Genomic DNA, 12,948 nt, shown 5'->3' with positions numbered 1-12,948 from the left:
GTTCCCTCCCCCTACATAATGCTTTCTTTCGTCGTTTTCTTCATAACGCCGTTGGCTACGAGCAGCAGGATGATGCCTACAACCGAAGTGAACATGCTGATCGCCGTACCGTACGAGAAACGGCTGATATTAATACCGTACTTCAACGCGTACATATCCAAGACTTCGGAATAGTCGGTGACCAGCGTATTGCTGAGCTGGAACTGCTTCTCGAAGCCAATGCCGATCAAATGGCCGATCGACATGATCAGCAGCACCGAAATCGTTGTCCGAATCCCCGGCAGGGTGATGTTCCAGATTTGCCGGAAACGGCCGGCCCCGTCGACACGAGCGGCTTCATAAAGCTCTTTGTCGATCCCCGTAATGGCCGCCAAATAGATGATGGCGTTCCAGCCGGTTTCCTTCCATACATCGGAAGCGGTTACAATCCCCCAAAACCATTTCCCTTGCGACATGAACTGAATCGGTTCGTTGGTAATATGAAGCGCCATCAGCAGCTCGTTGACGATCCCGCCGTCGTTGGAAAGCATTTTCGTGATGATCCCGGCTACAACGACCCAGGATACGAAGTGCGGCAAATAGGAAACCGTCTGTATCGTACGCTTGAAGTATTTGCCCCGCAGTTCATTGAGCAGCACCGCAAAGGCGATCGGAAAAATAAAGTTGGCGATCAGCCCCATGACGCTCATGGCCAGCGTGTTTCTTAGCACGAGATAAAACCTTTCGTCCTGGAACAACTCCACGAAATTATCGAACCCCACCCATTTCTGGTTGGTAAAAGATTTGGCCGGCTTATAATTCTGAAAAGCCATCGTCCAGCCCCAAATCGGAACATAGTTAAATACGAACAACCATATGACAAACGGCATGGACATCAAGTATAAATACTTTTGCTGCACTAAACTCTGCCAGGTACCTTTTCTCCGCTTCTTTTGCGGTTTAGGGGCAACGCTTACATTAGTGCCGGGCTTTGATGACAGCGTTTCCACAGGTTCCAGTCCCCCTTTCATTTCTATAGTTCTATCATAAGCGAAGGGGAAGAATGGAAATACCCGACAGATTTCAAACAAAACCATATAAAAATTAGACATATACCGGCAGCGTAAAGGTAATTTCCGTTCCGGATCCAGGCGTGCTGGCTATTTGCAGACCGTGCTCCTCTCCATAGGACAACACCAATCTTTGATGGACGTTGCGCAGGCCGATCCGCGTCCGCTGAGTTTCCTCGGCGGCAGCAATGGAACGCTTCACTTCCTCCAGACGCTCCGGCGTCATCCCTGTTCCATTGTCTTTGACGGTCACATGCACCAGCGCTTCTTTCACTTCCACCCTGATCTCCACGCTGACGCCGTCCTCCTTGCCCTCTACGCCGTGAACGACGGCGTTTTCCACCAACGGCTGAATGATGAGCGGCGGCACCCGGATGTCCTCCGCCGCCGGATCGATCCGCAGCTCGTATTTCAGGCGGTCCTCGTAGCGGAATTTCTGGACCTCCAGGTAGGAGCGCACCATTTCCAATTCCTCTTTGAGCGGTGTGTTTTCCCGGCCGACTTCAAGGCTTTTCCGCATCATTTTCCCGAGCAGGCGCACGACGTTGGCAATCTCTTTATCCCCCTTCAGATGCGCGTTCATCCGGATCGATTCCAGCGCATTAAACAGAAAATGCGGGTTGATCTGGCTGGCCATCATTTTCAGCTTGATTTCCCGCTGCGCCAGCTCCAGGGCGTTGTTTTGCTCCGTTTTTTCCACCACCTGATGCATCAGCTGATTGATGCTGCCGACCATGTAGTTGAATTGGCGCGACAAATGCCCGATTTCATCATTCCCGTCTATCGGGGATACGACGGTCAGATCCCCGAGCGCCAGCCGGTTTAAGTGACGGCTTAACCGCAGCATCCGGCTCGTGGTCAAAAAAGAAACGATATAAACGAACACGAAGGCGATAAGCAGGACGAGTAAAATGATCCCCATTCCAAAAAGGCTAACCGTATTGGCGCTCTTGACGATCGACTCCGTCGCAAACACGGATACGATCTTCAGCCCGTTCATGCTTGAATCGGGAAGCAAGGTATCCACCACCAGGTAAGAAGGCGCACCTTGGACATCCGCCTTGAACGTCCCTTTTTGCAGGACCCGCAAATCAATGCCGAAATCGAGCGATTCCAGCGTCGTGCCAACCAATGACGGGTTTTTCGCAGCCACAACATACCCCTGCTCATCGGCGATAAACGTTTCAAAAGGCTCCTGCTGCAGCATCCGGTTCAGTTCGTCCTGATTCAGAACGACCATAAGCACTCCGCTTTTCCGCGTGCCTTCAAACGAAATCTGGCGGACGAGGCTTAATTTGCGGACGGGAAGCTCCACATCCTCTTTGTCGTTAATATAAAACCAGCCGATCCTTTTTTCGGACACCGCCCGCCGGTACCAGTTCGCCGACGCGGTCCGCTCATCGACCGGTATAAACTCGAGGTTGTTGATTAATGTAGGATTGTCGAAATAGAACCGAATCCCCGAAATTTCCCGGTACTGCCTAACGTAGCTACGAAAATCGTTATAGTTCAGGTAAGCTTTGGTCAGCTCAAGCACCGACGGATAGCGGGTAGTGACAAGGGTTTCGAGTTTTTCATCCAGCATAAAAATATCCGAGATGTCGCTGGGCACGCGAAGCATCGACGCCGCGCGCGATTTCACCCTTTCGACGTTGTTGGTGGTCTGGGCGATCGCCCGGTCCATCGCCTGATTGCGGAAGTATGCGGTGACGACAGCGCCGACAATCAACACGGGAATCATCACGACAACGATATAGGAGATGAGCAGTTTGTGCTTGAGTTTTAAGTTATTCGTGAACTGTACGATTTTACTGATCATTGGAATAAATGACGCCTCCTTAAAGAGGTAGTTCAAAAAGTCATCTTTTGATCACGAAGCAGGTCAATAAGCGAACTCGACGTCGAATCTTGAATTCAGCCGGGCCTTCCGGTGCTCACGTACCCAAAACGTACGCTCCGCTCCTCAGCCCCTAGCTTCATCCAACCTTCTCGGTGCTGAAAACCTGACTTTTTGAACACTCACTTAAAAGGAAAATATCCCCTCTTGCCAAGGGGAAAAGGGGATATTTCCAGGCGGCCGTTCTCTACGGTCCGTCTGTCCGTGTTTAATTGTACACCCTCGCGCCGTCGCCGCGACAGGCAATGAAGCATTATTTCAAGGTGATTTGCAGCTCCGCCTTGCCGGTGAACGCAGCCACTTCAATGGTTCCGTTCGCGGCGAGCGTCCCGCCTTGGACGGAGGCGATTTCGCCCATGCCGTGCAGTGCGGCGCGGAACGGCTTGCCGGCGCCCTCGGCACTTAACGTCACAACGTTGCCATTGCGGGATACCGTCACGTTCAACTCCGCGGCCCCTTTGGCATTGCGCACCGTGCGGGATACCGCGGCTCCGTCGGCCAGCTGGTACAAGCCGAGTTCTACACCGTCGGCATAATCGTAATCCGGACGCGTGTCATTCGCCCCGGTGGCCAGGATCGAGTTCGGGCGGACGAACAGCGGCAGGCTGAAGAAATCGTGGTTTTCCTTGCGCCATTTACCGCCTTCCACCGCTTCTCCGGTCAGCAAATGCGTCCAATTGCCTTCCGGCAAATAATACGTGACAGCGCCTTTTTCACTGAATACCGGGGCCACAAGCAGCGAGTCGCCCAGCATATACTGACGGTCCAGCGTATCGCACGCCGGGTCGTCCGGGAACTCCAGGAACATCGCCCGCATCGTCGGCACGCCCTGCTGTGTCGCCTGCACCGCCGTGTCGAACATATAAGGCATCAGGCGGCATTTCAGCTTCGTAAAGAAGCGCGTGACGTCGACGGCTTCGTCGTCGTAAGCCCAAGGCACCCGGTACGAGCTGCTGCCGTGCAGGCGGCTGTGGCTGGACAGGAGGCCGAAGGCGAGCCAGCGTTTAAATACATGGGCCGGGGCCGTGTTTTCGAATCCGCCGATGTCGTGGCTCCAGAAGCCGAAGCCGGCGAGTCCGAGCGACAGGCCGCCGCGCAGGCTTTCCGCCATCGATTCATAATCGGCGTAGCAGTCGCCGCCCCAGTGAACCGGGAACTTCTGGCCGCCGACCGTTGCGGAACGGGCGAACAGGGCGGCTTCGTTTTTGCCCAATTTTTCTTCCAGCACTTCAAATACGACTTTATTGTACAGGTACGTGTAGTAGTTATGCATTTTTATCGGGTCGGAGCCGTCGTAATAAACGACGTCCGTCGGAATCCGCTCGCCGAAGTCGGTCTTGAACGAGTCAACGCCCATGTCGACCAGTTCGCGCAGGTAGCCGGCAAACCATTCGCAAGCGGCTGGGTTCGTGAAGTCCACAAGCGCCATGCCCGGCTGCCACAGGTTCCACTGCCATACGTCGCCGTTCGCTTTTTTCACCAAATAGCCGTTTTTCTTGCCTTCCTCAAACAGGCGGGAGCGCTGGCCGATGTACGGGTTGATCCACACACAAATTTTCAGCCCTTTTTCTTTGAGGCGCTTCAGCATGCCAACCGGATCCGGGAAAACGCGCTCATCCCACTTGAAATCCGTCCAGTGGAACTCCCGCATCCAGAAGCAGTCGAAATGGAAGACGTGCAGCGGAAGATCGCGCTCCGCCATGCCGTCCACGAAGGAGTTTACCGTCGCTTCATCGTAGTCGGTCGTAAAAGAGGTCGTCAGCCAGAGGCCGAACGTCCAGGCCGGCGGAAGCGAAGGTTTGCCCGTCAAATCAGTGTATTTGTTCAGCACGTCTTTTGGCTCGGGACCATCAATCACGAAATATTCCAGCGATTCTCCGGGAACACTGAACTGCACTTTTTTCACTTTTTCCGAAGCGACTTCAAACGAAACCGCTCCCGGATCGTTGACGAGTACGCCATACCCCTTATTGGTGACGTAAAAAGGAATGTTCTTGTACGCCTGCTCGGAGCTGGTGCCGCCGTCCTTGTTCCAGATATCGACGATCTGGCCGTTTTTCAGGAACGACGTAAAGCGTTCTCCGAGGCCGTATACCCATTCTCCGACACGCAGATCGAGCTCCTCACGCATATACGTATTGCCGTTTGATTCCGTTGCATGAGCCATCGATTTGAAGCGGCTGCCGGTAATCCGCTCGTCGCCACGATAGAAATCGACCGACCACTGCGCGCCTTTGTTGATGCGGACGCTCAGACTGCCGCTTTTTAGTTCGGCATATTGCTCGTTTTCGGTAATTTCCGCATGGGCTCCGCCTTCGTTGAGCTCGAAGTGAGGACCATGGTCCACAACGCCGGCAAAATGAATCAGCTTGACGCCGATCACGCCGGGAAGCGGGGAATGGAATTGCATCGTCAGCAGCGTTGTATTGATCATGTCACCCCGGCCGCGCAGCGGCGTCGTTGAAGCGGAAGCGATCAGCGTGTTGTTTTGGACTTGAAAATCGTAAGCTTGTACCGCAGGAGATAACGTAATCCCATCGCGAATCAGCCAGTTGCCATCGGTAAATTTCATTTTTCAATACCGTCCTTCCTCATATCGCATTGTTTTACGGTGAAAAACGTTCTATACTTGCATTATACTGATACGCATCACAATAAACTAACATAATTCGACGATAATATAACACTATATTGATGAGGTGATGATGGATGGACCAAGCACTCCGCCGCTCTTTGCATGAGAATAAAAGCCACGGCACACAGCGCCTGCCGTTTGGCACATACTGGTACCGCTTCGGGCCGGGCGAGCATGTCATCGACTGCCACTGGCACGAGGAAGCCGAGCTTTTTTATTGCCTTGAAGGGGAAACGTTATTCCAGGTCGACACCGATTATTTTCCGGTTCGCGCCGGGGAAGCGGTGTTTATCGACGGGGGCGACATTCACGCCGCGCATGCGCTCGGGGATCTGGGCTGCACTTTTTTCTCCCTCGTGTTCGATACACAGCTGCTGGCCAGCGCACATTATGACGCGGTCCAGGAAAATCTCGTTCTCCCCCTGCAGGAACGGAAAGCGACGTTCCCCCGCCATATCCGCCGGGAGCAGCCTTTTGAAATTTCGCTGCTTGAGCACATCCTCGCGATGATGCGAGTCTGCAGCAACGAAACGACCGGATACGAAGGCGCGGTGAAAGGCCATCTGTATTTGATGCTGGCCGAAATCGCCGCCGAAGGCCGGGCCGTCAGCCGCATAGCCAGCAGCCGCAGCGAATCGTCCAAAATCGAGCGGCTGAAAACGGTCATTTTGCACATTCAGCAAAACTACGGCCATCCGATCCGCCTCGCTGAGCTCGCCGCGCTGATTCCGATGAGCGAAGGGCAGTTTTGCCGCTTCTTCAAGTCGATGACCCGGCAGACGCCGATCGATTACATCAACTCGTACCGCATCCGCCAGGCCACCGAACTGCTGCGCGAGCCGGAGCGGAAAGTATCCGACATCGCGCTCGAGGTCGGATACGACAACATCAGCTACTTTATTCGGGTGTTCCGCAAGGCGATGAACTGCTCGCCTTCGGAATTCCGCAAAAAGCTGCAAGAACCGGTCGAGGCTTAGGGCTCAACTGAACCAGTTAATTAAGGAAAACTGCAAAATTACACAGGATACCGCCCAATGGGACAAGATGGGCGGTATTTTTGTATCTGGATAGCGGAACTTCGGGTCAACTTGCCCCGAAGTTGAAAGGAGGGATTGCAAATATCCCGTTGGGGCTTGACCTAAAAAATCAAGTCCCTTTTTTCATGCCATAAAACAGATAAAGAGGAAAAACCCGAACCGAGGGAAGCACCACGCCCCGGCGAACAGGAACAGATTGTTTACCTTAATCTTTCCGAGCTTTTCGCTTTCAAAGACCACCCGTTTCAGGTTCGTAATGATGAAGAAATGGCGGCTATGAAATCGTATCCGGCCACCGCCGCCAGAAAGCCAGTGAATTAGCCGGATTTGCGGATATGCCTTGTATTATCCGCAACATGACAGACGAACAGGCCATCACGCAGATGGTAGAGGACAACACCAATCAGCGTGAAAATATCCTGCCCAGTGAACGGGCCAAAGCCCTGCAAATGCAGTTGGAAGCCATCAAAAAGCAGGGTCCACGTACCGGCAACGGGCAACGCTCCAATGAGATTGTAGCCGAACGCAACAAAATCTAAAAAGGCCATGCAGGAAATTGTAACGGTGAAAAGCAATATAGACCATCTGCTCGGCCTGACGGACGCGCAGAAAAATAAGGAAATGGAGCGATAGCGGACATGACGCAACATGAGGTGCGAAGCATCGACTTCGGGCCAAGTTGGCCCGAAGTCGTAGGGTTTGGGGAAGGCACTCCCCAACAAGCAATTTTTGAGTTTTCCCGCAAGGGAAAATCTCAAAAATGTGCAAGTGTCAATACACTTGCCCTGCTTGCCGGTTAGTGAAAATCTTTTTCTACCGCTTTTTGCAATAGCTTAAATTCGTTTCTATAAAAGTCAATCAAGCCGTCCCGCTTCATCCATGCAAGCTCTCTGGATAAAGCACTTCGATCTACATCTAAATACTCGGCCATCGCTTCTCTATCAAAAGGAATAGTAAAAGTTTCTGTTCCAGTTTCACGCATAACTCTTGTTAAATAAGTTAAGACCTTATCCCGAATAGTAGGCATAATCAGACAGTCGTTTCGGTCATGCAGTTCTAATGCTCGTTCTGCAATACTATCAAAAAGATTTCCAAGTAATTGTTCGTGAGCCACACAAAGCTTCGTACAACGGCTCAATATGCTTTTGACAGGAATAAACAGAACCTCAAGCGGCTCCAATGCCTGTATTGACATAGGGCATCTTCTTCCACGGCTAGCCGCTGTTAAAACAGCGGTATATCCGCCCGGATAATGGAGGGATACAATAATTTGTTTTCCCGTGACGCTCAATTTCGTACTTTGAGCGCTACCCTGCAATATGATGCCGACATCATCAACTAAATCGCCCTCACGGACAACCATCTCATCTTTTGCATATTCTTTCCGTGTGGCTGACAGACATTTAAGCATTTGGGGAATATCATTTGGTGAAATCCCCGAAAATAAACGTGATTGACATAGGGAATCTAAGTTGTTCATGAGAGGCCCCTCGTTGCACATGCAACATAATTTTTCCTTTTACTATATTATATTAATCGTGAATACACAAGAAATTTAGTCACCTTTTCTAACGTCAGAATGGAGGAAGAACAATGCAAGGGAAAGAAAATTCAATAAAAGCGAGAAATCGGCTTTTAGCATCAAAGGTTATTAAAAATCTGCAAAGCAGAAAGTTTGAGGCTTATTACTGTGATAACGCCATAGAAGCTGTAGAAAAGGCACTATCATTTATTCCGGAACATTCTTCGGTATCATGGGGTGGGTCAGTCACGCTTGAGGAAATCGGGCTCCTTAATCGAGTACGTCAAGGTAGCTATATAATCACTGATCGTGATAAAGCGCAAACAATGGATGAACGTTATGACCTCATGCGCCAATCTCTTTTGTGCGACACTTATTTAACGAGCATTAACGCAGTTAGCGAAGATGGCATATTGGTCAATGTAGACAGTGTGGGCAATCGAACGGCGGCGATTACCTTTGGACCGAAAAGTGTTATTGCTATCGTTGGGATGAATAAGGTTTGTAAGACCGCTGAAGACGCAGTTATAAGAGCCAGAACATATGCGGCCCCCATTAATGTGTACCGCTGTTCGTGCTCGTCCAGCCCATTTTTACATTCGCCGCAAAAAACGCCCTGCCTGATTAATGGTGCTTGCGGAGATTGTAAAACAGATGATTGTATCTGTTCTTACATCGTCCAAACAAGAATGTGTAAACCAGCGGGGAGAATAAAGATTATCCTCGTTGGTGAATCTTTGGGATTTTGAATAAGGATTATAGTTTAATAGCTGCCAAACGGCATATAAAAGTCCAAAATTTCATTAATAGCGGCTTTAGGATAGGAGGATCTCATGAATCCAAAGCCGCTATTTCATATTTGGGAGGAACCGTTGTTTTATTGCAACGGTTTGGCTTAGCTGACGTTCCATTTCTCCAAAAGTTCAAAAAAATTATAATAAATGCAGACCGGCTCCGCTGCCGCTCTCCCCCTCTCCATTTCGATTCATTAATCCCTAAAAAATCGAAATGGAGGAATGCCCTATGGCAAAAATCAATCTGCGGGATTTTTAACCGTTTTATAATTCAGACTTTTTTGTTAATATACCCAACGAAATAAAGGACGCTTTGCTGGAAGCAGAACGGTTGGAGAAGAATTACATTCGCCGCCGCTTCTATGACAAAGCCCACTATTCACTGGACGCTGATGACGAAATTGAAAAGAATATTCTTTTTGTATCCCTTTCCCCTTGTGAGATTTACGAACGCAAAATCATTGCCGAACAACTGCGATCCGCAATCGCTTCCCTAGTAGCTCTCAGTAGTTAAGTCTTGCTTCCGACGAGATAATTCTCGATCAACTCAGTTTTAACCAGTTGATCTGTACCTCGCCTTTGATGTGAAGGTATACACTCCGGCGGCCTGAAGCCCCCGTTACCGGCGCGGTCACCGTCGTCCAGGCCTGACGGCCGCCGGTCGGCAGTACCCGGCACGTTCCAATGGCTTCTCCATCCGGCGAATCGAGCGTGATGACGATCTCCCCGCCCTTGAGATGCCCGGAAACTCTCGCCTCGAACTCCGACGCCCCTGTGCCGAAATCCACATCATGGAACGCGATCCAGCCGCCGCTGTCTTGAACGGTGCGGATGCTCTCCCCGCCTTCGCGACATTCGTCGATAAAGACCCGGTCATAATTATCGTAATTCACCGCTTTGACCGATTCGCGGAGCAAACGCGGCGGAACCGTCTCCCCGTTGACCCGAAGCGTTGCCGCAGCCGCGATTTTCCCCGAGGACGGGCCGACCATAATCGTGTAGGCGCCGGTTTCCACACAGTACCGTTCGCGGGTCACATCCCAGAAAGCGAGCTCGGATGCTTTTAATTCCAGCGTTACCGTCTTGGACTCGCCGGCCGCCAAATGAATCCGCTTAAAGCCTTTTAATGTCTTAAGCGGCCGGGGCACGCGGGAAGCTTCGGCCCGGACATACAATTGAACAACCTCGTCCCCATCCAGCTCACCGGTATTCCGGACGTTCACCGATACGGTGACGGTACCGTCCTGTCCGGTTTCCGTCTCGCTCAAGGACACTCCTTCGTATTCGAACGCCGTGTAGCTCAGACCATGTCCGAAAGGATACAGCACTTCTCCGTCAAAATATTGATAGGTCCGCTTCCCTTTAATAATGTCGTAATCCATAATATCCGGAAGCTGTTCGGCCGACTTGTACCAAGTCATGTTCAGCCGGCCCGCCGGGTTGTAGTCGCCAAACAGCACGTCAGCCACGGCATGCCCCAGCTCTTGTCCTGCATGGGATGTAAACATGATCGACGGGACATGCTCCTGCTCCCAGTTCACCGCAAACGGATACCCGCCGACAATGACAACAGCCGTTCGCGGATTGGCCTCTTTAACGGCCTGAATCAGCGCCTGCTGGGATGGCGGCAGCGTAATGTCCGGCCGGTCGATCGTTTCCTTCCCGTTGATGAACGGGCTGTTGCCGACGAACACGATCACCGTTTCCGCGTTTTTCGCCGCTGAGGCGGCTTGCTGCAAACCGCTCTGCACCACTTCAACGATAAATCCGTCATGTACGCTGGCAGCGGCTCCTCTATTGGCGAAGTTGGCCCCCTCGCTTACTGCGGCTCCCGCACCAACAGTTGCACCAGCGCCAACCATTACGGCTCTTTCAGTTTCACCGGCGCCCTTTTCCTGGTCCGCTTCGACGTTCATGTATCCCCGGACGTCTACCGACACTGGCTTGCCTTCCCACGACAGCATCCGCACGGAGCCGCCTTCCTGCGTCTCGAACCCGAACGCTTCCTTCACGAACCAGCCGCGCGCCTCGTCCGCCGTCGCCTCGAGCCGGCCCGATTCGCTTTCGGTTACGAACTTCCCGTTGCTGAGCGCCCGCAGCGTAATTTGTCCCCAGCCCCAATCGTTCCGCTCGAACACTTCGGCCTGTTCCGCGTCTTCGCAGTTTGCCGTCAGAGCAGCTCCGCCCTCTTCGCCGGCGGCGATACCGACGTATTTGCCGGTGGCCGCCGAACGCAAGCGAATCCGATCTAGCCCCGTCGTAAAATGCACCGGACGGCCGTTCATTTTCTCCGTTACGCCCTGCAGCGGAGTTACGCGGTACGGCGGCGTGCCGCTGTACCAGTCGGTGAACGCCTCGTCCGCCAGCGGGCCGATCACCGCCACCGAAGCCGCGTCCTTGCCCAGCGGCAGCAGCCTGTCGTTCTTCAGCAGCACGACCGATTCGCGGGCCGCTTCCAGCGCAAGCGCGGCATGCTCAGGCGCGCACAGCTTTGATTCCGGCACATGGCTGTACGGATTCCGCTCCGCTGGATCGAATTCGCCAAGCCGGAAACGGACGCGGAACGTATTGCTCAGCGCATGGTCCAATTCGGCCTCCGTCAGCAGTCCCCGCTCCAACGCATCGCGCAGCGCCTGCTGCGAGATCGGCTGATCATCCGTAATGCTGTCGATACCGGCCTTAATTGAGCCGGCGACCGCTTCGGCGTAAGAGTCCACGTAATGGTGATCCATCACGGTGCCGAGCACGTCCCCGGCGTCGCCCACGACGAAGCCGTCCATGCCCCATTCACCTTTGACGATTTCGTTCACCTCATGATTAAAGTTGCACGGCGTTCCGTTGATGCCGTTGTACGCCGTCATCATCGAACCTGCGCGCCCGTCGCGAAAAGCCAGCTCAAACACCTTCAAGTAATATTCCCGCTTGTTCCGCGGATCAATGCTGACCGATGCGCTTCCGCGGTCCACCTCATTATTGTTGCCGTAAAAATGCTTTAAGGTGGCTACAGCCTTGTAATAAAAAGGATGATCGCCCTGCATACCTTTGACCAGCCCTGTCGTCAAGGCCCCGGTCAAATGCGGATCCTCCCCGTAAGCCTCTTCGGTGCGCCCCCAGCGCGGGTCCCGTTCCATATCGACCGTCGGCGCCCAAATCGTCAGCCCGTTAACGGCCGGGTCGCGCTGGTAGTAAACCCTGGCCTCGTCCCCGATGACGGAGCCGATTTTTTGCAGCAGTTCAGGGTTCCAGGTACAGGCCAGCCCCGTATTTTGCGGGAACACCGTCGCTTCGCCAAGCCAGGCCACGCCATGCGCCCCCTCCGTGCCATGCTTGTATTTGTTCACCCCAAGGCGCGGAATATCCGGTTGATACTGACACATCAGTTCGATTTTCTCTTCGAGCGTAAAACGCGATATTAAATCGTTCACCCGTTCCATTAGCGGAAGATCCGGGTTTTGATAAGGATAACTCATGTCACGACCTCATCCCATTTTGAATTTCCGGTTTATAAGCGCTGCATAAATCACGCGTTCCAAAACCGCTTCCGTTTCATCTCCCCCATCATACAATGGTCCGAAAGCGCTTTATACAACGATAATTAGTCATGTTTTCATGTAAAAATCTAGATTATCTGCTTAAGGAGAGGAGAAGTTGATCTCTGAGATCAACTCGCTTTCTTAAATCCACGTATTGAATCAACAAGAAATTAAAAGACGATCTTAAAGATCAAGCAAATGAGGGTTGGTCAGCAGATCAACATCCGCTGTCCGGACGCTTTGCACGATTATCCCATTTGATCCGGAAGCAGAGAGAAAGATAAATTCAGGAGAAGAAAATAGGTTTGGGAGAAGCAGACATGTTCGAGATCGTTAGACAGGTTTGTGAGAAGGAGGTTTAGGAGAAGTGAAGCGGACCTGACGGGAGGAATGGGGCAAGACACCGCAAAAATGAAAGGACCGTGATTAGCCCCCACCCTCTACCCACTGAACAAAAGGGATAATCGTGCAAGGCAGCATG

The 12,948-nt window shown here is 52.4% G+C and carries 9 protein-coding genes; 4 read left to right on the top strand and 5 right to left on the bottom strand.

Features of this window, described 5'->3' with window-relative positions; translation table 11 throughout:
• Window positions 1–11 precede the first annotated feature (11 nt).
• The 3 genes from ACLD72_RS11890 to yicI form a co-directional block, all read right to left on the bottom strand.
• Entirely contained in the window at window positions 12–989 is a 978-nt protein-coding gene (locus tag ACLD72_RS11890; protein WP_410999604.1) for an ABC transporter permease, read from the bottom strand.
• A 94-nt stretch (window positions 990–1,083) separates the two neighbouring features.
• The gene (locus ACLD72_RS11885) at window positions 1,084–2,868 is read right to left on the bottom strand and encodes a sensor histidine kinase (protein WP_410999602.1); all 1,785 of its coding nucleotides are present in this window, start codon (window positions 2,866–2,868) and stop codon (window positions 1,084–1,086) included.
• A 331-nt stretch (window positions 2,869–3,199) separates the two neighbouring features.
• Window positions 3,200–5,518 (bottom strand): alpha-xylosidase, encoded by a 2,319-nt coding sequence (gene yicI, locus ACLD72_RS11880; RefSeq protein WP_410999600.1) that lies wholly within the window; start codon window positions 5,516–5,518, stop codon window positions 3,200–3,202.
• 137 nt (window positions 5,519–5,655) lie between these two features.
• Between yicI and ACLD72_RS11875 the strand changes: the two genes are divergently transcribed.
• Window positions 5,656–6,558: an AraC family transcriptional regulator gene (locus ACLD72_RS11875; protein ID WP_410999598.1), complete on the top strand. Its 903-nt coding sequence runs from the start codon at window positions 5,656–5,658 to the stop codon at window positions 6,556–6,558.
• Window positions 6,559–6,899: 341 nt separating this feature from the next.
• Entirely contained in the window at window positions 6,900–7,157 is a 258-nt protein-coding gene (locus ACLD72_RS11870) for a ParB N-terminal domain-containing protein (RefSeq protein ID WP_410999799.1), read from the top strand.
• A gap of 257 nt (window positions 7,158–7,414) precedes the next feature.
• On the opposite strand, the gene ACLD72_RS11865 is transcribed toward ACLD72_RS11870, so the two are convergent.
• Window positions 7,415–8,098, bottom strand: a complete 684-nt coding sequence (locus ACLD72_RS11865; RefSeq protein WP_410999594.1) for a Crp/Fnr family transcriptional regulator — start codon at window positions 8,096–8,098, stop codon at window positions 7,415–7,417.
• Window positions 8,099–8,211: 113 nt separating this feature from the next.
• On the opposite strand from ACLD72_RS11865, the gene ACLD72_RS11860 reads away from it, so the two are divergent.
• Together ACLD72_RS11860 and ACLD72_RS11855 are read left to right on the top strand one after the other, a co-directional pair.
• Window positions 8,212–8,889: a lactate utilization protein gene (locus ACLD72_RS11860; RefSeq protein WP_410999592.1), complete on the top strand. Its 678-nt coding sequence runs from the start codon at window positions 8,212–8,214 to the stop codon at window positions 8,887–8,889.
• 376 nt (window positions 8,890–9,265) lie between these two features.
• Entirely contained in the window at window positions 9,266–9,448 is a 183-nt protein-coding gene (locus ACLD72_RS11855) for a hypothetical protein (RefSeq protein ID WP_458475780.1), read from the top strand.
• Between the two features lie 28 nt (window positions 9,449–9,476).
• Here ACLD72_RS11855 and ACLD72_RS11850 read toward each other — a convergent pair whose 3' ends face one another.
• Window positions 9,477–12,404, bottom strand: a complete 2,928-nt coding sequence (locus ACLD72_RS11850) for a glycoside hydrolase family 3 C-terminal domain-containing protein (RefSeq protein WP_410999588.1) — start codon at window positions 12,402–12,404, stop codon at window positions 9,477–9,479.
• Window positions 12,405–12,948: the final 544 nt, after the last annotated feature.

The organism is Paenibacillus lacisediminis, assembly GCF_046567315.2.
The sequence above is the reverse complement of the archived record's forward strand: the minus strand, read 5'-3'. Positions and strand labels throughout refer to the sequence as shown.

Excerpts from the sequence above, each read along its gene's own strand:
- ACLD72_RS11885 (WP_410999602.1), bottom strand. The coding sequence starts at position 2,868 with ATGATCAGTAAAATCGTACAGTTCACGAATAACTTAAAACTCAAGCAC.
- yicI (WP_410999600.1), bottom strand. The coding sequence starts at position 5,518 with ATGAAATTTACCGATGGCAACTGGCTGATTCGCGATGGGATTACGTTA.
- ACLD72_RS11875 (WP_410999598.1), top strand. The coding sequence starts at position 5,656 with ATGGACCAAGCACTCCGCCGCTCTTTGCATGAGAATAAAAGCCACGGC.
- ACLD72_RS11865 (WP_410999594.1), bottom strand. The coding sequence starts at position 8,098 with ATGAACAACTTAGATTCCCTATGTCAATCACGTTTATTTTCGGGGATT.
- ACLD72_RS11860 (WP_410999592.1), top strand. The coding sequence starts at position 8,212 with ATGCAAGGGAAAGAAAATTCAATAAAAGCGAGAAATCGGCTTTTAGCA.
- ACLD72_RS11850 (WP_410999588.1), bottom strand. The coding sequence starts at position 12,404 with ATGAGTTATCCTTATCAAAACCCGGATCTTCCGCTAATGGAACGGGTG.